This window comes from Mariniflexile fucanivorans, from assembly GCF_004341235.1.
Lineage (GTDB): Bacteria > Bacteroidota > Bacteroidia > Flavobacteriales > Flavobacteriaceae > Mariniflexile > Mariniflexile fucanivorans.
Map to the genome: position 1 here is coordinate 347350 of NZ_SLUP01000003.1, position 23555 is coordinate 370904.

Annotated in this window: 14 protein-coding genes; 1 reads left to right on the top strand and 13 read right to left on the bottom strand. The window is 33.2% G+C overall.

Features of this window, described 5'->3' with window-relative positions:
• Window positions 1–17: 17 nt before the first annotated feature.
• The 10 genes from EV196_RS08070 to EV196_RS08115 all read right to left on the bottom strand — a co-directional run bounded on the left by EV196_RS08070 (window position 18) and on the right by EV196_RS08115 (window position 14029).
• On the bottom strand, window positions 18–1472 hold the full coding sequence (locus EV196_RS08070) for an aldehyde dehydrogenase family protein (RefSeq protein WP_132217162.1): 1455 nt from the start codon (window positions 1470–1472) through the stop codon (window positions 18–20).
• Between the two features lie 26 nt (window positions 1473–1498).
• Window positions 1499–2647 carry a mandelate racemase/muconate lactonizing enzyme family protein gene (locus EV196_RS08075; protein WP_132217164.1) on the bottom strand — a complete coding sequence of 383 codons (1149 nt, stop codon included), beginning with the start codon at window positions 2645–2647 and terminating at the stop codon, window positions 1499–1501.
• A gap of 270 nt (window positions 2648–2917) precedes the next feature.
• Window positions 2918–4654, bottom strand: coding sequence for a RagB/SusD family nutrient uptake outer membrane protein (locus EV196_RS08080; protein WP_132217166.1), 1737 nt, complete (start codon window positions 4652–4654; stop codon window positions 2918–2920).
• A 36-nt stretch (window positions 4655–4690) separates the two neighbouring features.
• The gene (locus EV196_RS08085) at window positions 4691–7900 is read right to left on the bottom strand and encodes a SusC/RagA family TonB-linked outer membrane protein (protein WP_132217168.1); all 3210 of its coding nucleotides are present in this window, start codon (window positions 7898–7900) and stop codon (window positions 4691–4693) included.
• Window positions 7901–8265: 365 nt separating this feature from the next.
• Window positions 8266–8616, bottom strand: a complete 351-nt coding sequence (locus EV196_RS08090; RefSeq protein WP_132217170.1) for a hypothetical protein — start codon at window positions 8614–8616, stop codon at window positions 8266–8268.
• A gap of 24 nt (window positions 8617–8640) precedes the next feature.
• Window positions 8641–9645 carry a family 16 glycosylhydrolase gene (locus tag EV196_RS08095; RefSeq protein ID WP_132217172.1) on the bottom strand — a complete coding sequence of 335 codons (1005 nt, stop codon included), beginning with the start codon at window positions 9643–9645 and terminating at the stop codon, window positions 8641–8643.
• A gap of 24 nt (window positions 9646–9669) precedes the next feature.
• On the bottom strand, window positions 9670–10758 hold the full coding sequence (locus tag EV196_RS08100; protein WP_132217174.1) for a sugar kinase: 1089 nt from the start codon (window positions 10756–10758) through the stop codon (window positions 9670–9672).
• 11 nt (window positions 10759–10769) lie between these two features.
• A complete protein-coding gene (locus EV196_RS08105) occupies window positions 10770–11447 on the bottom strand; it encodes a bifunctional 4-hydroxy-2-oxoglutarate aldolase/2-dehydro-3-deoxy-phosphogluconate aldolase (protein WP_207902831.1) in 678 nt (225 codons plus the stop codon).
• A 173-nt stretch (window positions 11448–11620) separates the two neighbouring features.
• Window positions 11621–13015, bottom strand: a complete 1395-nt coding sequence (locus EV196_RS08110) for a sulfatase-like hydrolase/transferase (protein WP_132217176.1) — start codon at window positions 13013–13015, stop codon at window positions 11621–11623.
• A 156-nt stretch (window positions 13016–13171) separates the two neighbouring features.
• Window positions 13172–14029 (bottom strand): AraC family transcriptional regulator, encoded by an 858-nt coding sequence (locus tag EV196_RS08115; protein WP_132217178.1) that lies wholly within the window; start codon window positions 14027–14029, stop codon window positions 13172–13174.
• A gap of 339 nt (window positions 14030–14368) precedes the next feature.
• Here EV196_RS08115 and EV196_RS08120 point away from each other — a divergent pair, with 339 nt between their 5' ends.
• Window positions 14369–15154: a T9SS type A sorting domain-containing protein gene (locus EV196_RS08120; protein ID WP_132217180.1), complete on the top strand. Its 786-nt coding sequence runs from the start codon at window positions 14369–14371 to the stop codon at window positions 15152–15154.
• Between the two features lie 979 nt (window positions 15155–16133).
• Here EV196_RS08120 and EV196_RS08125 read toward each other — a convergent pair.
• The 3 genes from EV196_RS08125 to EV196_RS08135 are packed head-to-tail and all read right to left on the bottom strand — an operon-like array spanning window position 16134 to window position 22902.
• Window positions 16134–17861 carry a PKD domain-containing protein gene (locus tag EV196_RS08125; protein WP_132217182.1) on the bottom strand — a complete coding sequence of 576 codons (1728 nt, stop codon included), beginning with the start codon at window positions 17859–17861 and terminating at the stop codon, window positions 16134–16136.
• Window positions 17862–17867: 6 nt separating this feature from the next.
• Window positions 17868–19751, bottom strand: a complete 1884-nt coding sequence (locus EV196_RS08130; protein WP_132217184.1) for a RagB/SusD family nutrient uptake outer membrane protein — start codon at window positions 19749–19751, stop codon at window positions 17868–17870.
• A gap of 4 nt (window positions 19752–19755) precedes the next feature.
• Window positions 19756–22902: a SusC/RagA family TonB-linked outer membrane protein gene (locus EV196_RS08135; RefSeq protein ID WP_132217186.1), complete on the bottom strand. Its 3147-nt coding sequence runs from the start codon at window positions 22900–22902 to the stop codon at window positions 19756–19758.
• Between the last annotated feature and the right edge of the window lie 653 nt (window positions 22903–23555).

Below are 23555 nucleotides of genomic sequence, written 5' to 3' on the forward strand. Positions count from 1 at the left end.
AAATGATTTCACCCTGATTAAATAGCTGTTGAAACTCGTTTTTTAACTAAATAATCGTGTAAGGCTAAATGAGAACAATCATGCCCTATACCACTATTTTTGATGCCACCATGCGGTAAATAAATAGAATATTTAACCCCATTTATTTGAATTTCTCCAAACTCTAACTCTTCTGTAAATCTTTCAATTCTTTTATGGTTATTCGTGAAGATATAGGATGCTAAACCAAACTCAGTATCATTCGCTAACTCTAAAACCTCATCATCAGTTTCAAAACTCATAATGCCTGCTACTGGTCCAAAGGTTTCTTTTTTAAACAAATCCATTTCAGGTGTTATTCCAGATACAATTGTTGGCTCTATCCAAAATCCGTTTTCTGGAAAACCTTCAGGGATTTTTCCACCATATTCCAATTTAGCTCCTTTGCTAACAGCATCTTTAACTAAATCGAACATGCGGTCTCTGTCTTTACGACTTACCACTGGCCCCATAAATACATCTGGGTTTTCTTTTGTTCCAAATCCAATCTTCAATTCCGATACTTTTTTTACATAAGCCTTTAAGAACTTATCGTAAATATTTTTATGAACAAAAATTCTGTTGGCTGCTACACATATCTGACCAGAATTACCAAATTTTAAACCAACTGCTAAGTTTAATGCGGTATCAAAATCGGCATCTTCAAACACAATAAACGGAGCATTTCCGCCTAACTCCATGCCTAATTTTTTAATAGAAGTTGTACTATCAGCAATTACTTTTTTTCCTGTTGTAGTTGAACCTATCATAGTTAAAACTGCTGGTATTTGACTAGTAGTAAGCGTTGTGGCTACCTCATCACTAGGTCCCGCTAAAATATTTATAACACCTGCTGGAAAATTAATATCATTTAAAATTTCACCCATCATGTAAGTTGATAAGGGTGAATATCCAGAAGGTTTTATAATAATTGAACATCCAGAGGCTAATGCGGGACCTAATTTAAATCCTACGTTTAGTAATGGGAAATTCCAAGCCAAATACGCCACTACGACCCCTGCAGGTTTAGAAATCATTCTATGTGTGTGCGTATTTTCATAATCCGGAATTTGCTCTTCTCGCATGTTTTTCATAGCACCAGGATACCACTCTAAAGCATTCACAACCGCTTCAATATCCTCACTAGCACCTGCATAAGTTTTTCCCATTTCATGAACCATCGCTGTTTTTAGTTCGTGCTCTTTGTTTAAAACCGCAGTGCGTAATTTAAGCATCCATTCGGTTCGTTCTGCTAAAGATAATTTTGACCAATATTTAAATCCTTTTTGGGCCGCATCTAGGGCCTTTAAAGCATCTGCTTTTCCGGCTTTAGCTACTTGAGCAATTACCTCACCAGTCGCTGGACAGATTACATCATCTTTTTCTCCACTTACTGAATCAATCAGTTCACCATTGATATATAATTTTTTATATCCAAATTTTTCTGTCTTCATAATTACAATTCTTTTATTATACTTTACTATTTTTTAAATGTTGTTTTACATACTGCATATCTTTCTAATACGTCTTCATCGATATCAATTCCAAGACCTGGTCTTTTTGGAACTTCAATCATCCCATCTTTCATCTCTATTTTAGGAAAAGATAAATTATCTCTTAAACCATTTTCGGTTTGATCAAATTCGATTAAAAATTCTGGTTGGTGCATTCTTCCTGGTATAGACTCAATATTTGAAATAAAATGAAGTGCCACATGAAGCCCTATTGAAGTTCCCCAAGTATGTGGTATTATATCAATACCGTTTGTACTTGCTAAAGCAGCAATTCTTTTTGCTTCTGTTAAACCTCCAGCTGCGCATATATCTGGTTGAATAATATCTACTGATTTACTTTTGATTAATTGTTGAAAACCAAATCGTAAATATTCGCATTCACCACCAGCAATTGGAATGGATGTTTTTTGTCTTAATTCATAGTGCTGATCGTAAAACTCTGGAGATAAAGGCTCTTCAAACCAACCAATATCGTATTTTTCAATTTTTCTGGCGAGTTCAGTTGCTTCTCTTAACGTATACGCATGATTAGAATCTACCATTAACTGAATATCTGGACCAATTATTTCTCGCATCATTTTTACGTTCTCCACATCGGCTTTAATACCTAAACCAACTTTCATTTTCATAGCTTTAAAACCTTGCGAGATATAAAGTTTTGCTTCCTTTTCAAAATCTCTCGTAGGATTTTTAGGGTCTGTAAAATACATACCTGTTGCATAAGGTCTTATTTTTGTTCTGTGAGCTCCTCCCAACAAAATTGAAATTGGCAATCCAAGTATTTTACCTTTTAAATCCCAGATAGCAATATCAATAGCACTAATAGAAGCCATTAACACGCCTCTTCGTGCAAAATCTAAAGTTTTGCGATACATTTTATTCCAGATAACCTCGTTTTGTAACGGGTCTTCACCTATAACAATAGGTTCTAGCAATTTAATTCCCGCTTCTACTAATGTTGCTGGCCCATAACCTTCTCCCCATCCATAAGTTCCGTCTGAAGCCGTTACTTTTACCACACAAATGCATCTTTCTGCATACTCCCATTGCGAAAAGAAAAAGCTATTAGATAGCTTATCTTTTAATACAAATGCCTCTATTTTTTCAATTACCATATAATATGTTTTATTATTAAAGAAAAATATTTTTTAATGTTTGTTAAACAATAAAAACATGAATTTATAAATTGAAATTATCTTACTATTTTCAATGTACTAAAATAAACGATATCTATAATTTAACACCGCGTTATATTACCCTTGAAATAATCAATATTACCTAATTGCATAAAATAACATTTCATCGAAATAACTAAAAAAACCGAGAATTATATTCTCGGTTTTTTTATAAATACTCAGCTAAACCAGTAAAAAAATCTAAACTATTTAATAGAAATCGTTTTGTTTTAATGTAGGAGATATCTCAACCTCTGATGCAGGAATTGGTAAATAGTACATCTTTTTATCCCAAGGTCTATTAACAACTGTATATTCTACAAAAGTAACAGGTCCTGCTGTTGATTTAGTCCAAGTTAACCCTTTAATATCAAAACCAAGCTTGTCTTCATTCATCCAACGTCGTTCATCAAAGAAACTATGTCCTTCAAAACAAAGCTCAACACGTCTTTCTCTTTTTATAGCTGCCTTTAGAGCTGGTCCGGTAAGCCCAATAATAGTTGGTTGTTTTGCTCTTGTAGATACAATATTAAGATATGTTAATGCTAATGCATCTTTGTTTTGTTCAGCCAAAGCTTCAGCATAATTTAAATAGACTTCAGCTATTCGATATAGAATATAAGGACGATTAGGAGAAATTCCGTTTGTTTTTGCTAATGTTTCATCTTGAAACTTTCTAATATTATAGCCTGTTTTAGATGAATGCTGTACATTCCCTAAACCTTTAGGAGAATCTAAACCGTCTGGTGTTGTTACACTTGGAGTTTCGGCCAGTGCATAATCAACAGGTCGACCTCTAAACATCGCCCCTTGATAATTAAGGTTTGCATAATACCTCATTTCTCTATTTGTATTTGGACTTGCTGGAGTTACACCCCCAGTTGCTGTTCCGTCGGCAAAATTAAACTCTAAAGCAAAATTATGGGTAGGCGAACATAAACCCCATCCACCATAACCACTAGGTGATTGTGCTAAATCAGGCAAAGAGTTTGCTGCATTAAACCCACCTGTACCAACTTCATACAATCCATCAGCATACGGTCTTGCAAAAAGTATTTCGCTGTTTGGCGACAAAAACAATTTTTGATACGCTGTTGCATCAGCTACTTGAGGTAATGCATTATCACCAACAATGTCTATAATATCTTTTGCTGCTTTCTCAGCATCTGCCCATTTGGTAGCAACTGGATATGAATACAATTCAGTATTCTGAGTTTGCGGCAATGAAGCAGGATCATGTACTTTACTAGCAGCATATAACAGTGTTCGTGATTTAACAGCCATTGCTGCTAATTTTGTGGCTCTTCCAAATTCTGCTGCTGGACGCGTTGGTGGCAAAATAGGAGCCACAGCGTCTAATTCAGCTACAATAAACTTAACACAATCTTCATAACTGTTTCTAGTAAAACTAAAATCACCAGTTAGTTGATTTGGTTCTGTAATTATTGGTACTCCCCCGAAATATTTAATCAATTTAGCATATAAATTGGCTCTCAAAAACCTTGCTTCAGCAATTAAAAGATCTGCTTTCGCTGGATTTGCTGCTTTGGCAGGACTTCCTTCAATGTTACTCAAGAATTCATTGCTTGATTGCACATAAGACCAGTAATTTTGCCATTTCACTTCAAAAGCCAACCCAACGTTTGAGGTTGACCAACCACCAGATCTTAAATTATAAATATCATTTCTGTCCTGAAAATTAAATTTAGCTTCGAATGAAGCTCCTTCAAGGTTAATTCTTTGACCCCAAAATTCATTTCTTCTAATTGCCCAACCTTCTGTACTATTGTACATGGTTACTATCAATTTCTCTACTTGATCAATATCCTGGTATATAGCAACAGGAGTAACCGAATCTTTTGGTTCAACATCTAATATTTCCTCACAACTAAACATTATAAAAAAAGCCGTTAGAAAACCGATTGATATTATTTTTATATTCTTCATTTTTTTTCTTATTAAATTATACTTTTTCATAACCCATTAGAAATTTATGTTTAGACCTACCGTAACACTCTTTAAAGATGGATACGTACTGTTTCTAAAGTTATTGTAACCCGTTGCTTCTGGATCTAGACCCAAATCATATATATCAGAAAACATTGTTAGAAGATTAAACCCTCGTACAAAAATTTTCATATCGGCAAATTTTGTTATGTCTTTTTTAAGCGTGTAGCCTAATTCAATTTCTTTCAGTCTTAAAAAAGAGGCATCCTTTAAGTAAAAATCAGCACCTTCAAAACCACTATTAACTTGATTAGGACCCGTACTTTGCAAAGCACTATAAGAATCTCCTTGTCCAAAAGCACGTGGATATGATGCATCACGGTTATTTGGTGTCCATCTATCATTAAATACAAAATCTGGTTTTGCTCCTGATTGATCAAAGAAAACTAACACTTCTGCTTCTGCCTGTCCTTGTAACAGAAAATTAAAATTCCAATTACTAAAGGTTAAACCTCCATAAATACCATATTGAATTTCTGGGATGGCAGAAGAATTTACTCGTATTCTATCTTCAGCGTCAATTTTATTATCACCATTTGTATCAAGGTAAATAGGTTCTCCTTCTACCGTACCAGGTTTTTTAACAGCAGTAGCATCCACCTGAGCCTGGTCTCTAAAAATCCCCGCTGTAGGATAAACAATATACGAATCAATAGATCTTCCTTCTCTCTTTCTATAATCAGGTACATTGGCAGATTCACCTAAATTCACTACTTCGTTTTTCGTTTTAGTAAAATTAAAACCAACATTATAGCCAACTTTTCCTATTTCGTCTTTCCAAGCCAATTCTAGTTCCCAACCAGAATTGTTAACCTCTCCTAAATTTTCATCTGGTAGGTTCGGCAATGTTAAACCTGTAATATCTGGAATTGAACTGTCTTGAACCAAGATATCTGTTCTTTTTTGATAGAAATAATTAAAATCTCCAGATAATCTGCTATCAAAAAACGAATAACTCAACCCTAAATTCTTTATATCAGCTGTTTCCCAAGTAATATCTCCATTGGGCACGTTGGCTCTTCCAAAACCACCTACTTGTACTCCAGGCGTTCCAAATACATAGCCATTTGGTTGATACCACCCATTACCTTGGTTATTTGAAGGATATCCAAAGTCATATCTATTTAAATATTGAAATTGATCTACTCTATCATTACCCATTATAGACCAAGACGCTCTAATCTTTAAGGAATTGACCCAATTAACATTTTCCATAAAAGATTCTTTATCAATTGCCCATGATACAGCTACACCTGGAAATGTTCCAAATTTATAGCCTGGAGCAAACCTACTTGAACCATCACGACGTAATGTTAAATCAATAAAATATTTTTTCTGAAAGTCATATGACATAGATCCGAAATAACTTACAAATGCAAAGATTTGTGAAGTACCTCCGTTGGTTTGAAGCGTGCTACTACCAAGATCTAGCTCCGTAATTGTATCAAAGGTAAAGCCAGTTCTTTGCGCAAAAAATGAACGGTTCTTTGTTTCAGATTGTTCATACCCTACAAAAGCACTTAAACTATGGTCATCTCCAATCAATGTTGAATAATGAAGCGTTGAGTTTAATAATGATGTATTGCTTCTATTGAACGTTTCATTTAATACTCTATTTGAACTAACTTGAAACCCTTGAGATGGTACATATTCACCATTAACAAGTTGGTAATACGTCCAAGGTTTATCCCAATCCTTTTGCTCATAACTAGTTTGACCTAAACTGGCAAAGCCTCTTAAACTTAAACCTTCAACAAATTTATCCATTTTCCATTCATAAGAAATTCTAGAGTTCAGGTTGTTAGTTATTCTATTTACAAAACCAGACGCGTTACTCGTCATGATTACAGGATTCTGTCCGTTTTCACCTCCAAAACCTGGTAAGCCATTAGGATAAACCCCAATATCAGTAGGTCGGTTTGTATAAATATGTTTGTAAATGTTTGCTCTATCAACACCAGGCTCATTGGATTCTCCTACTCTACCAGATACATCCACTCCCAATTTAAAATCTTCAAAAAGTTTAATATCTATATTTGAACGCAGTTGATATTGGTCAAAATTTAAATCACCTGATTTATAAATACCCTGTTGCTTAAGAGCATCACCACTAACAAAATAATTCACATTTTCATTACCTCCTAAAATAGATAAGGAATGTCTTGTTTCTGGTGAAGATTTAGCAAATGTTAAATCTGCCCAATTCGTATTAGGAAAATTAAGTGGGTCGCTGCCATCCGCATATTGTGTTATATCAGCTTGTGAAAACGGTAACGCAACATTTTTTCTTGCCGCTATTTCATTTTCATAAATCGCAAACTGTTCCGAGTTCATTTGATCTGGAAAAGCAGAGAACTTAGAAACCGTATAAGACGTGGAAAAATTAAATTTTGGTTTACCAGACTTACCTCTTTTTGTGGTTATCAAAATCACTCCATTTGCAGCTCTAGTCCCGTAAATAGCAGCAGCACCATCTTTCAAAACAGATAAAGATTCAATATCTTGTGGTGCCAATTGTGAAAATGAACCATTAGGAACTCCATCAATTAATATTAAAGGTGAATTGTTATTTAAAGTAGATTTACCTCTGATTAAAAGTGTTAAATCATTAGAATCCGTAGAACCAGGATATCCTCCTCTATCTACAACAATTAAACCAGAAACTTTACCTGATAAAGACTTGGCAACATCCTTATTACCTGTATTTTGGATCTCCTCAGCATTTATGGTACTAATAGAACCAGTGATATCCCCTCGTTTTCTGGTGGTATATCCAACAACCACTACTTCATCGAGTTTTGCTGTATCCTGATCTAAAACTACATTAATACTTTTGTTATTACCTATAACTACTTCTTTGGTGCTATAACCAATGTACGAAAACACCAATATAGCTTGATTATTATCAACTGTTATACTATAGGCTCCATCAAAGTCGGTTTGTGTTCCATTAGTAGTGCCTTTTACTACAATATTTACTCCTGGTAAAGGTCCACCAGCATCTGAAACTGTTCCTGAAATTGTGATTTTTTGTGTCGATTCTATTTCTTTTTTTTCTGTTTTAGAAAAGGTATTTGCTTGCATTTGAAAAAGTGAACATACAATTAAACAAATTGTAAGTCTCAACTTTAAATCAAACTTTAATGAATAAAGGGTGTTTCCCTCTAAATTAAGGTGATTTTTCATATTTTTGTTTTGAGTTTAATGGTTTAATAAAGTTTGAATCATTTTATCTAATCGGTGAATGTTCTAGCATTTGCCGATTTTTTTTATAAAATGAATTTTGTTTAGTTGATTTTACGTTTGATTTTATATCATATTTTATTTGTTTTATTAAGTATAGCTTCTTAAAATTTTAAGATACTGGAAGTAGTTTGGTTCAAAATTAATTCAAAAATTCGCTAAAAACCTATCTGAAATTACCCAACATCATAAAGAAATTACCTTATTTTTGGTTTTATGATAAATAATATGTGATTCTATTTTAAAAAAAAATCTTCAAGAGATTACCCTTGAAGATTTTTTAAAGTATAAAATATACAACTCTACTTTTATTTTACATTTTTCAATTCATCTCGCATTCTAACTAAAAATGGTTGAATATTATTTGAACCCGTAATTTCTTTTAACTTAATATTAAAATTTTGGTTATGTTCATTAAGTTGAGTCTTTTGCTCTTCTTCAGTTATTTCTCCTTCTTTACCATTTTTTATGATAACCATGTAGTCGTTAAAATAATCTGTACGCAACACTAAAAGTTCTTTTTTTTGTTTATTGTCTAATTTAAATTCTTTTGTCGCAGCTTCAACAAAATAATCTATCTTCTTTTGTTGCCATTTGTCTTGTCCAAATGTTGTGCTAACTGCCATTGTTAATATTAATACTAAAATAATTTGTTTCATAATAATTGTTTTATTTAGTTAAAGTTATTTTATTTTTTTTTGCCAAACACGTACATATTCAATTTCAAAATCGACTACGCCGTCATCTTTTTTTCCTTCTGGACTATTTAATTCTAAATCTTCTTTACTATCTGGAACGCCATGCCAAGGAAACGTTTCCTGATCTAACCACAAATGAATAGGCCCCGTCATTACCCATCCATTAGGTAATTCATGTTCTTTAGCATAAGCATCCACTTGTTCTTTAGTTACTTGAGTAAATAATTTACCATCTACATACTGCTTCAAACCGTTTTCATCCCATTCTATGCCATACACATGAAAATCATCGGCTACTCTAAAGCCATAATCTAAATGTTCGGTATAAACAGATTTACCTTTGCCTTCTTTACTCCAATCGTGAATAGACCACCAAAGTTCTCTATCCATCCATTCTTTTCCTTTTTGACGGTGATCACCAAATTGTTCAAAAATATCTAACTCAGTTTGACTACCTGTTGCCCAAAACGCACTAGTAATTTCGGCATCAGCAGCTTTACTTTTTATTTCCATATAGCCGTACTTGAATTCTCTACGACCAATAAAACATGCTGTGGTAAGATTTTCGAATTTTTCAATTTTATTATCCTTTCCCCAGGCTTGTTTATTATCATCTGCAAATGGAAAATTGGGTTCCCAACGGGTTTCAAGAATTAACTTTCCACCTTCTAATCTGTAATTTCTTCCAGAAAATTGCGATGGTGCACGTCCTTTCCAAACGTTTTTATTTGGGTAATCTGGATCTTTATAAACTGGTTTCCCATTTTCAAATTTTCCAACGATATACCATTTGTCTTCATCTATGGTAGCTGCTTCAAATTCATCGCTCACCACTTCATTTAGAGCCCAATTACCTGAATTACTTGGATCTGAAAACGGATAAACTACTGAAGGATTTACTTCTGATTTCACAGAAACTGATTGACTTTTACAATTTAGAGTCAAAAAGCAAATAACCATCATCATTAATAATGCAGATATATTTTTCATATAAATTATTTAAAAATAATCGAATTATCTCACAACTCTACCAGAACCAGAACCACCCATAAGGGCTTCAACTTCTGAACGTGTAGAAAAGTTAAAATCTCCTTTTATGGAATGTTTTAAACACGATGCTGCCACCGCATATTTAACTGCTGTTTGAGGTTCTTTTAAATCTGCAGTTGTCAACGCAAATATTAAACCCCCTGCAAAGGAATCTCCGCCACCTACTCTATCCACTATATTTTTAATTTCATATGACTGGTAATTTCCTTCTGCATCTAGCGGTGCAAAAAAGGCCTTATCTGAAGCGACATCATATAACATGGCACCCCAATTATTATGTGAAGCCGAATAGCTTTCACGCAATGTGATAGCCACTTTACTAACATTTGGAAATTGTTTTGAAACCTGACGCGCTACATCCGGATAACGAGACGTATCTAGTTTTCCTGCATGTACATCGGTATCACCCGCTTTAATACCTAAAACATCATGACAGTCCTCCTCATTTCCAATCACAACGTCTACGAAAGGTAAAATTTTACGCATGGTTTCTTGCGCTAATTCACGAGCAGATTTTGAAGCATCCCAATCCCAAAGTTTACCTCTAAAATTTAAATCTATTGACACCGAAGCGCCCGCAGCTTTTGCGTTTTTTGCAGCTACTAAAGTTGCTTCTGCCGCATTTTTTGAAAGTGCAGGTGTAATGCCACTTAAATGCAACCAACTGGCGCCTTTAAAAATAGCCTTCCAATCATAAGCATCCGGAGGTGTAATAGCGATTGCAGAATCTGCTCTATCATAAATTACATTACTAGGGCGTTGATTAGCCCCTGTTTCTAAAAAGTATAATCCTAAACGTCCTTTGTTTGTGCGTAAAACATACTGAGTATCTACACCCACTGCACGTACAGAATCAACGGTAGCATCAGCCAAAGCGTGTTTTGGAAGCGCTGTAACATAACGTGCTACACCACCAAAATTACAAATTGATGCGGCAACACTAGCTTCTGCACCAGCATACGTCATATCAAATTGACGAGTTTGTCTTAATCTTAAATTTTCAGGAGCAGCTATTCTGCCCATTATTTCTCCAAATGTTACAACTATATTCATAATATTCTAAACTATTTGTTAGCTTTAATTTTTTTAATTAATGTTCTGATTTCGGTGGCATTTTTAGTGATTTCAGCCCAATTTTCTGATTGTATTAACGGACGCTTTGCAACCCAAGATCCACCGATTGCTGTGATTAATGACGATTCTAAATACGAACCTGCATTTTCTAAATTACACCCACCAAGAGGAATAAACTTCGGATTTAAATATTGATAAGGTGCCACCATATTTGTTAAGTGATCCATTCCTCCTGAAGACTCAGCAGGAAAATATTTAAGAACTCTACAACCCTCTTCAAGTGCCATTTCAATATCTGTTGGCGTCATTATTCCGGGGGCAAAAGACAAACCTTGTTTTCTTGCCTCTGCTATAATTTTAGGATTGCATCCTGGTGCTACGGCAAAATCTGCCCCGGCATCTACAACCGCTTTTACTTGTTCTATAGTTAATACGGTTCCAAAACCTAGACAAATTTCGGGCACTTCCTTCTTAATTAAACGCGCAGCATCTAGTGCTACCGGTGTACGCAGGGTTAATTCAATAGCATCAATACCTCCTTCTAAAAGAGCTTTTGCTAAAGGAACTGCATGTTTTAATTCATCAATAACAAGTACAGCAATTATGCCTACTTCGTCTATTTTTTTGATAATTTCTGGCGACATCGCCTGTTGTGCTATTGGATACATTTTGAATATTTAAAATTTTATAAATACTATTCTCAAGATTTTTGAGATATTTCTCTTTACAAAATAACAGCACATTCACTGTTGTAATTAAGCAAAACTTACCCACTTCATACATTATTTTACCTTTTTAAGGTAATGTATGACCATACTTAGTTTTTTAAAAACTGGAATAATTACTCAGATTTCAATTTCCAATAATGATCCATACGGTCTATATCGTATTTTTCATACTCTCGCTTTAGCAACCAAAGCGGTCTTTCTAAAGTAAGTTCCCAAGCAAAAATTTCTTTGTACATTTTTTTTACGATGTCTGGGTATTTATTGGCAAGATTATGTTCTTCAGCAATATCTTTAGAAATATCAAAAAGCATGGCGGGTCTGTCTGGAAAACGAATTAACTTTAAATCGCCATCTCTATAAGCTACTCTGGTTTCCTTTTTCCAAAATAAGGTTTGATGTGGTCTTTCTGTATTTTTACCTTGAATAAAAGGTATTAAATTCACACCATCAATATCCTTTAATTCTTTGGTATTACCACCTGCAGCAGCATAAAAAGTAGGTAATAAATCGAAGGTGCTAATTGGGTAATTATAGGTTGAATTTTTCTTGATATGTTTCGGCCAACTCATTACAAAAGGCACCCGAATTCCACCTTCTAAATAGTTTGATTTTGTTCCACTAAGCGGTGTATTGATTGACCCATTTTTATCGGAAGGTCCTCCATTATCATTGGTAAAAACAATGATGGTGTTTTCATCTAAACCTAAATCTTTTAGTTTTTTAATAACATTCCCACAAGCTCTGTCTAATGCCAAAGTCATAGCTGCTAATTCTTTTCTGTTTCCTATAAGATTAGGAAATTTATCTAAATCGTCTTGTTTTGATTCTAATGGCGTGTGCACCGCATTAAAGGATAGCATGATAAAAAAAGGATTATCTTTATTTCTTTCGATAAAATCGATTGCTTTGTCTGCAAAAATATCCGTTGCATATCCGTCTGGTTCTTCGAAATTTCCGAACCCATTTTCCATTCGCTTATCTTTATGGTCTTCAGCTAATTGATCTTTATAGGCATAATAACTGCGGTCTCCTCCTCTAAATCCATAAAACTCATCAAATCCACGTTTCATTGGGTGATAACGATCGGCATCACCTTGATGCCATTTCCCATATAAAGCTGTTTTATAGCCCTGTTTTTTTAAATAATCTGCCATGGTAACTTGGTCTAATGGCAACCCCATGTCTTCACCTTTTAAGCCAGAATTTTTGCTCATAAAACCAACCACATTTATTTCTTCATAACCAAACCTTTGTTGGTACTTACCGGTTAAAAGACCTGCTCGTGAAGGACCGCAAACGGCATCTGTAACATAACCTTGCCTAAATATCATACCGCTTTTTGCAAGCTTATCAAGATTAGGCGTTTTTAAATCTTTGCTCCCTTGAAAACCAAAATCGGCGTAACCAGCATCATCCGAAAATAATAAAATGATATTTGGTTTTTTTTGTGCGTTGACATTGAATTGAACTATTAAAACAAGCAGAATTATAAATTTTATTGTTTTCATGATAAATAAGAAATTATATGATATATGATTTACTTACTTAAAATAAAGTAAATCGTTTTTATTCATACAAAGGAATGAGAAAACAATATAATAGGTGTATTAAAAGTTACCCATTAAGTACACATTTTTACCCCAAAAAAGTGGTTTACAAAAAAATTACAGGGAATATCTATATTCCTTAGGCGTACTAGACATAATTTCTTTAAACTGCTTATTGAAATTAGGTATCGACTTATAGCCTACTGAATAACAGATTTCTGAAATTGGTAAATCTTCTTGAACAAGTAAACGAGAGGCATTTCTAATACGTACTTCATTTAAGAATTCAGTAAAGGATTTATTTGTCATTTTCTTAAAAAATCGACAAAAGGAATTAGTGGTCATGCAAGCAATATCTGCAATTTCAGTTAAAGAAATATCTTGTGAATAATTATCAGAAATATATCGAATTACACTGTCCAAGCGATCTGGATTTTCTAAAGAATATTGACGCATATCAGAAGATGACAATAGGGTTTTATCTTCGACTTTTGACAATCTATATAATATATCCAAAACTTTTATTGACTGCTGAGTAGATGATAAATATGGAATTTCCATTAATTCATTATGAAGTTTTTTGCTAACACTTCTTCCAAACGATACACCAAATTTTGATATATCCAGAAGCTCATTAATTTCTGAAAATTCAGGATTTTTAAAAGTATCTTCACCTATAAAGTTTTTTAAAAACTTTATAACAATCGTTTTAACCCTTAAGCCTTTGTTGTCTTCATAATATTCTGGGTCGTTTCTCCAAAGATGTGGTAAATAACCACCAACCAAGACTAACTCACCTGGGTAAAAAGGCGCTACACTATCACCTACAAAACGTATACCTGTACTTTTAGATATATATAATAACTCAAATTGTGGGTGATAATGCCATGCTACATCCAAACAAGGTTCGTCACGTTCATCTGCAGTTAAACGTTTATTAATATATGTATTTGAATCTTTTAAAACTAGTTTCATCGTCTGGTATGTTGGAATTTAAAAATATAGCTGTTCGCCCATATATTCTTAGGAAAGACTAAGATAAAAAAAAACAGAGACACAACAATTTAATAACTGTATTTTAACTAATTATCCTGTTTTATTACTATTATTAGCAAACAACTGCAACTATCTAATCAAAATTACCCCCTTGTATTACACATAAGTAAACCGTAAAATTAGAACTCATGAAGCGTAAATAAGTAAATAATTTGAAAACGAGGTAATTTTTATTAAGAGCGGGGTAATATCTACTAATTCTAAACGCCTAATAACCCGTAAATTGCAACAAACAATTAATCTAAACTTTTAAAAATTATGAAAAAAAAATTACTTAACAATTTATTTCTAATCACTTTTATAAGTGCCTTAGGAATTTATCAAATGAATGCTCAAGCTGATATCGTTTATGCCTTTGATGGTACAACTTGGGAAGGCTGGACTTCACAAGGAGGTACTGGAGCATTTGCTTCTGTATTTGGCAATTCACCTAATGGAGAATTAACAGTAACTTGGTCTAATAACACTGGTTCAACAGCAAACGTGGTAATGTATGCTCCACCGGGAGGTATTAGTTCAGCGTACAAGTTTATTCAATTAAGAATAAGTAATAATTCAAGTCAAATTGGTTTGTTTAGAATTAGAGGTAACGACGGCGCTTGGTTTAATGCGATAGATGAAGCTATATCAACTGATGCAGATGGCGTATATAGTGTATATAATTTTGAGATAACTAATGCTTCTTGGACAGGTAATTTAACTAATTGGCAAATTGTATTCAGAAAAGCGGATGGTACTGCTTTAACTGATCAGGGAACTATTAAAGTGGACAATATACTTCTTTCAACTTCAACAACATTATCTTCCAATAGCAAAACAGCTTTTGAGTTTTCAACATATCCAAATCCAGTACAAGATGTACTACACATTAATACCAAAGAACCTTTACAAAAAGTGGAAGTGTACGATTTATTAGGTAAAAATGTGCTTTCTTTTAAAATTGTTAGTGAGCAAATTAATGTATCGTCATTAAGCAAATCACTTTATATTTTAAAATTAACTTCTGCTAGTGGAGTTTCAACCAAAAAATTCATAAAAGAGTAATTAAAATCTTAAAATTGTTTATTTAAAAGCTTCCTTAGTTTACACTTTGGAAGTTTTTTTTGCCATTAATCTTTTGAAAAGCATTTAAATATATGGCAACACTTTGTTTTATTTTTTTAATTTTGAAGTTACTCAACATTGGTACAAACACCGACCGAATATAAAATGATTGAAAAAACGGAACACTATTACAGAGAAACTCATACTGATATAGTAATCGTTCTAAAAATAATAGATACCCTTTTTTGATAAAAAAATCATCTTTTAAAAGGGAAATTTGTAGGCTCCATAATTAATGACAATTTTCAAGGATCTACAAATTACAATGTAAAAAAATATAACCGTCAAAGGAAACATTATAACAGACTCTAATACTACTATTGTAAAGTTAACTATATCTGATAGTCATACGTATTATCCTACTATTTTTAATGAATTATTACTTATTTTTTTGTGTGTTATACTCATAATTATCGCAGTCAATAAATCAACTGATATCATTACTTATTTCATCCCAATAGTAATTTTCGGGTTTACCTGGATATCACTTAAAATTATGAGATTGATTTCAAATTGTTTTAAACCTAAATTAAATGACTCTGCGTATTTTATTGCCAAAGAAATTAAAGGATACATTATAAATAATTCTTAAATGAAAGTTATAAATTCTGATTTCTAACTTTGATTTGTACTTTACACTTTTGATTATTAACTACTTGATTCCAATCGAGTGCATCGTATTTACATTAAATATTTCCCTCAATAGTATCAATATAATTTAAACACTTCTATAACTTAAACAGAGTAAAAAACAAAAACTCTCGGTTAATACAAAAAAAAGATAATCACATTATTATGTAAATTACCTTTTTCTTAACTCTTTAATTTAATAATTATCTGACTCATTAGATTTTAACCTAAAGTATCAAATAAGTTCCTTAAATCAATACTAAATTATAAATTCCTGTAATGAAATTTTTTATCTAGTTTCTACTTTTAATACTTTTAAATTATCAATATAAAACACTTGTGTTCCTGTAACACCACTATTGTCGGCATTTCTCACATTAAAAACGACATTCCCCCCTAGCGTTCCATTTACAGAAAAAGTACGCTCTAGAGTAAACCATTCGCCCGTAGCTGGTGTATTAAATGGAATACCCACCCCAGATGGTGATGACGACGCACCTTGAATTGCATTAAATATGCCCATAAAATTTCCACTTTCTATAAACACATCAAATGTAAGTTTATAATCTCCTGTAGGTATGTTAGAATTTGATACTGTATTATTTATTAATCCGAAATATCCTTGCGTAGTTATTAAAGGTAAAACAAGATTGTATTTCATTGAAGCACTACCGTCGCTAGCCTTTTCAGTACTTCTTGCTGCATATAAAGATCCATCGGCATTGGTGATTTGACTTAAATTATTACCTACCACAAAATGTGTATAACTTTGAGCTCCTGTTGTACTTGATTGAGAAGCCTCTTCAAAACTAGGGTTAAAAGCATTTGCTAAATAATTAATAAGCAAAGGAGAAACTGTTGCGTTGGTGAATGGCAATAACTGCCTATCATCAATAGCTTTAATAGCTGTGCCATTGTAAGAAAGCTTAACGGTGTCTGAATTTAATATAGGTTGCGCTAGCTCTAATTCAATCATTGTTTCATCTGTACTGCTTACTTTAGCTGAAGTCACAGTAAAATTTTGATTGAAAGATCCATTTACAACATTAACTGAAAAATTATTTGTCAATCCTGTAAACGACTCTAATATTCCATTAACCCTAAACGCGATATTTTTAGTACCAGGGATATTGTCTGTGTCTGCAACTGCAAATGCATTACCGTTTATCGTAAACGGTTTTGTAGATGGAATAACTTTAACAATTACTGGAATCGCTTTGGTTTGTTCAGAATATCTAAGCGTTTTGTTTCCTTTTTTAGCTCTGGAAACAGTTAAAATCGCCGTATATTCCCCAACTCTATTATAAGTTACTACTTGTTCAATTTCTGTACTGGTTGCTGGCTGACCTCCTTTAAAATCCCAAATTCTATCACTTGGTCTTCCTATTGTTGTTAAATCTTTAAAGGTTAATTTTGAACCAGCTTCGATAGTAATAGTAGTAAAACCACTAGTATTATCTATACTTGGGTTTTGATTAGCTGCAAGAATCACCTCTTTACCATCTTCCAAATTTTTAACAGAAGCTTCTGCATTTAATTTGGCATATACATCATATTTAAAAACCGTAGTTAATTCCCATAAGCCATCGGTAGTTTGTACAGCATCATTCCCATATAAACTTACGGCTTTATTAAACTTGTTTTTTAAAGTTACCGTTGTTTCTCCTTCTTCTTGAAATAATACATGTACAACATCTTTCCAATGGATATTACCTAATTCAGGATCAATAAATCGTGCTAAATCAAGACTATCTTTTCTTGTAAATTCTGAGTTTAAAAAACGAGTACCATTTTCAATGACCCAATATCTTGAAACAACACCTTGTGAAACATCCGTTAGTGAACTAAAATCATCAATAGAAATAGGAATGCTATTCGCTATAGTACTTGCACTAATGTTATAAATACCTGTTGTAAAAACTTGCGGCTTACTAAAATCTGAAGGCTGGTTATAGTCGTCAATAGTACAACCTACTAGCGCTACAAATAATAATAAAATTAGATTATATTTTTTCATAATTTCTTAATTTTCGTATCCGTTATTATTAATATCTTCTTCGTTTGGTATTGGTAAATACCCAGCATTTTTGTTATAATTCCCAGAAACTCCTACAAATTCTTGAAATATTTTTTGAGCTTGTTGGGTACTAGCATCCGCTGGAACGGTTGATGCATCTACTGTCATTATATCACTAATAAATCCCCCACTTACATTGGTGTTTGTTCCTCTTGCTAATGCTTGTGTAATAGGTCGTCTGCCAGTTCTTGGAAAATCTACACCTTTATAATATGTAGCGCTTAGGTCTGTAAAGCGTTGTGGAGCTATGTTCCATCTTCTTAAATCTATAACACGTATGGCATGACCTTCTAAAGAAAGTTCTAAAGGTTTTTCAAAATACATAAGTCTTTTCATTAGGGTAGTTTCATCATAAGCCACTCCTGTATTATCCATTTGACTGCTTAAATCTAATGGCATTAAAGCCCATCTATCTCGAATTTTATTAATTTCATTTATTGACTCCTGAAGTTTTCCTTTATAGATATAGCACTCAGCTAAATTTAATAATACCTCCGATAAGCGATTAATTACTACATTTTTACCCGATTGCTGTACGCCGCCTGGAGTAGCTATTTCACTTGCCAAACCTAAATCATGATTTGTATATTTTTTAAAGGCTACAAAATCACCGGTATTATTACGTAAACCTGCCCATGATCCCGCAGCAGCTGGAAGGGAGTTTAAAACATTAGGAAATGAATATATTGGCGTGTCTAAATCATTATTTAAAAACAACATATTTGATGATCTTAACGATTCACGGCGTGTATTTAAATTTCCGTCTCCAGTAGTAATAGTATTTACAGATTTACTAGTATCCAGTGGATCCTTTTCATAAGCCATAATTAACCAAGCTGCTGGTTGCATAAAACTTTGTCCGCCAAACTTAAAATGAGAAGCTCTCCAAGCCAATCGATTACTTGGGCTTGCTTCGTTAAAAACATCAAGTTCCTCACCAAATGTATTTGTGTAAGGAATTTCGAAAATAGATTCCTTATTAAAATCTCCTAATGTTGTAAACATTTTTGAAACACCTAAAGTTTTATTGTCTATTTGAGTTTCAAGGTTATAACCGTAATTGTCTCTTAATTCTTCATATAGCGTAATAGCTTTATCTATAAGAACCATATCTCTTTGTCCGCCTTCAGTGGCTTCATATAAATATGAATTAGCCAAAATCATTTTAGCAGCTCCTTTGGTTACTCTACCTAACTCGGTAACTTCAGAAGGCATTGGTAAGTAAGGTAAAGCGTCTTCCAAATCTTTTCTGAAAAATGCGATAACTTCAGCTGAAGTTGAAACATCTTTATGTCTAAACTCTAAATTAGATTCATATTTGTCTCTTATGATTACAGCTCCTTTGTTAAAAACTGAATGTGCATAAAAGTGATACAACCCCCTGAAGAAAAGTGCTTGTGCACGTTGTTCATTCCAAGCTTTTACTTGATTGGCTGTGGATAATGTAAGCTCAATTTTATCTAAGGCTGCCAAAGCTTGATTTGCTGTGAAAATCCCACGATATAATGCGCCCCAACGTTGCTCTATTCGTCTAGTGGATGGCGTAACAGTTTGATAGTAATAATCTAAATGTTCTGCTTGACCAATACTTGGCGTTAATCTGTTTTTGGCAGCACCAATATCGGTTCTAAAGTTATCTTCTTCAATACTCAACACGTAGTGGTTGAATAATGAGTTATAAACACCATTAAGAACTCTATTTGTATCATCTAAATTATTTACAGACTCGAGAAGTTCTGGAGCGTTGGGGTTCGGTTCTTCTAGGTAAGTTTCACATGAAAAGCCTAAAAGAACTAAAAGTATTACGTAAACTAATTTTATATTTTTCATTTTCTTAAAAATTTAATCTTAAACCTAAATTATAACTTGCTGTAGTTGGAATGATGCCATTATCTATTCCTTTAAATTGGATATTATTACCACCAACTTCTGGATCTAGACCTGTATAATTTGTAATTGTAAGAACGTTTTGTGCATTGGCATAAATATTAAACCTTGTAAGTCCTAATTTATCTGAAACCTCTTTAGGTAAGGTGTAACCCACAACTACATTTCTTAAGCGAACAAACGATCCATCTTCAATGAAGAAATCGGAGCTTCCATTATAATTGTTATCTCCAGATGCCCTAGATGTGCTTCTAAAAGTTGGAATATCTGTATCTTCATTGACTCCTGGAATGTATTGATAAATTAGATCTCTATGACGACCCGCTTTCATGGCACTAGCTCTTGTAGCATTATATACTTCATTACCTACAGAAGCAAACCAATTAGTAAGGAAAAACCAATTTTTATAAGTGGCTTGAATATTAAGACCCATTTCATAATCTGCAAGTCCGCTACCGCTGTAAACTCTATCTCCTTCATCTCTTAAGGTACCATTATTGTTAGAGTCAACATATTTTAAATCACCAAGTTGTCTGGTTTCACCATATTTAGCATTGTATGCTGCTAATTCTGTAGCATCTTTAAAAATACCATCAGTTTTGAATACTAGGAAAGAACCTGCTTCTCTTCCTTCCTGTAAACCAATTGCTCTTGCTAAATTGTCGCCAAATACTGGTGTGGTAGTAAACATTTGTAATCCGCTTTCAGATTGAAGGTTCGTCACTACGTTTTTGTTTGTAGTGAATGTCCCTAAAATGTTAAATCTAACATTACCTACTTTTGGTCTATATCTTAATGTAGCTTCAAAACCTTTATTGGTCATGTCTCCAACATTGAAAACGGCAAATCGGCTACCTGTTAAATCACGGTCTGCTTGTACCGAAGCACCAAAACTCGAGTTTATTTGAACTTGAGTTAATAGATCCTCTTTTTTAGTAGTATAATAATCCGCAGTGAAAACTAACATACTTTTCATAAAACTTACATCAATACCAAAATTAGCCTGTTTAGTAACCTCCCATTTTAAATCAGGATTACCGAACTGTTGTTGAATAATTCCAGAATTTTCTTGATCCGTACCACTCTCACTTTGAAAGTTTGCATTGTAGCCTACCGCTACAGGACTATATATGGAGTTAGGGGTAAAACGGTCGTTACCTGTAGTACCATAACTAGCTCTAAATTTTAAATTATTTACCGTTTTTTTAAAGCCTTTCCAGAAATTTTCATCAGAAATTGTCCAACCTAGTGATGCAGAAGGGAAAAATGCATATAAATTATCTTTTGAAAATTGATTGGAAGCATCCATCCTTGCGCTTGCGCTTAATTGATATTTTCCATCATAATCATAAAGAACACGACCTACGGTACCTACTCGTTTCGTTTTATAATCTGGCTCTACTGTAGACGGCCCTGTAAAATTTAAAGTGACATCGGACCCTAATTCTTCTCCAATAGTTGCAGTAGATAAGTTAACATAAGGATCAGAAAATAACAATCCTCTTTTTACAGCCCCAATAGATGAGAAAAAATCTTGTTCAACATTAATAATTGCTAATGCATTTATTTTATGTTTGTTAAATTGTTGATCGTAATTTATACCACCATTCCAATTGATTAATACATTACGAGATCTTCCTTCATATATAAAACTATCAGAAGCTGTACGTAAATTATTACCGTTATTATCAAATAACGCGAAAGGCGGTTGTACTTGTTTTTCTTGTTCATTCTCTATAACACCACTAATTAACGTTGTTAATTGAAAATGATCATTTAATTGATATTTAATATTAGTACTTGCTTCAAATCTATCACGACCAACTTGTCTATCTCTAGTTATTGCTTCTAATATTTGCCCATAAGCAGAACTTGCTCCAGTATCATCATTTTCACTAGTGAAAGATGTTGTGTTGCCATCTACTTGATCTAGGTAAGGTAACGCACGTTGTCCAAAAATAAGTAAGTTGAAATTTGGACGTTCTCTTTCATCAACAGTAAAACCAAATCCATTATCTATAGTAAATTTCCCTTTAGTTAAATTAACGTTGGCTCTTAGGTTGTATCGCTTTAATTTAGAATTTATAACGGTACCCTCTTGATTAAAAAGTCCCATTACAACACTATATTTTATATCTTCACTACCACCGGAAATATCAAAATTGTATCTATTTATAGTAGAAAAATCATTTTCAGTAAAATCTCTTAAATCATTATCATTAAGCAAACTATATCTGTCTGAACTTGCAGCAGAAGTTGTTCTCGTTGGATCATTCAAATCAAAAAATATTTGCTGATTGGTATTCATGAGAGGTGTTTGGCGTGTAATTATTTGCAAACCATTAGTAACCTCTAACCCTACTTTAGTATTTCCAACTTTTCCTCTTTTCGTTGTTACTAAAATAACACCACCTGCAGCTCTTGTACCATATATAGAAGCTGAAGCAGCATCTTTTAAAATATCCATGGTTTCAATTTCATTAGGATTCAATCCAGGATCTCCAGATTGCGGAACGCCATCTACAACCCATAAAGGTGAATTTGAACCTGTTAGCGATGATATCCCTCTAATAGTAATTGCAGAACCTTCTCCTGGCTCACCACTATTAGCTGTTACGCTCACACCAGCTATTTGACCCTGTAATGCAGCACCAATATCACTTGTTATTACATTCTCAAGTTCTTCTGCTTTTACTTGGCCTACCGAGCCTGTAATTTCTTTTTTCTTTTGCGTACCATAACCAATAACTACCACTTCGTCTAGCTCTGAAATATCCTCTTTCATCAAAACATTTAATTTAGGTCCAGTTACCTTTATAACTTGTTTTTGAAAACCAACATAACTAAAAGCTAATTCACTGTTAACTTTAGTCTCAATGGAATAATTTCCATCAAAATCACTCACAGCTCCTTTTGAAGTTCCTAGCACCAAAACTGTCACACCAGGAATAGGCATTCCATCTTGTCCAACAATTGTTCCTTGTACTATTACGTTTTTAGTTTGGGCAAACATGCCTCCATGTAAAACTAAAATCAAGATGAGCAACCATTTACTCAAAAAGTTTCTAGCTATCAATTCTTTTCTCAATTTCATTTGATTTATTTTAGTTTAGTTAAAAAATCAGATATATAATGATTTAATTTCCTTATTGACTTTGGATTTAATTAAACACATTTATAGTATTTGGTAAAATTAATTGTTATAGAGGAAATGAAAATACCAATATTTACCCCTTGCTAATTAAATTTTACCATTATAATCAAAAAATATACTGATTATGGTTTTTAATTGAGTAATTGTAGATTAAGTTAAGCCATTTTACCTTGAATGGAAGATAACAGAATTGAAACATTCAAGTTAAAATAAGATGATTTGTAATCATATATAATCTATCCGAAATTTCTCTATTCAAAATTCGTAATAGGTTCAATAAATGCTTCATTTAACATAGCGCCTCCAGCTGGAACCATAACTTATGCATGTGCAAATATACAACTTCATTATCTCACTACTGGACATGGTGAGTTCGTGCTTTCTTATCTCTTTTTCATGAAGAAGGGGTCTTTATTTTAGTAATTCATTTTCATATTGCCTCACACACAAAAAAAATCTAATACAAAAAACTATTAAGACTAAAGAAGAGCGCTTTATTATCCTTAAAGCTTGGGCGATTTTCGACATATCCCTACTTACCTTTGTTTCAATAACCCGGGCATACTTCTGGGTTGTGAAATCTTTTTATGGCT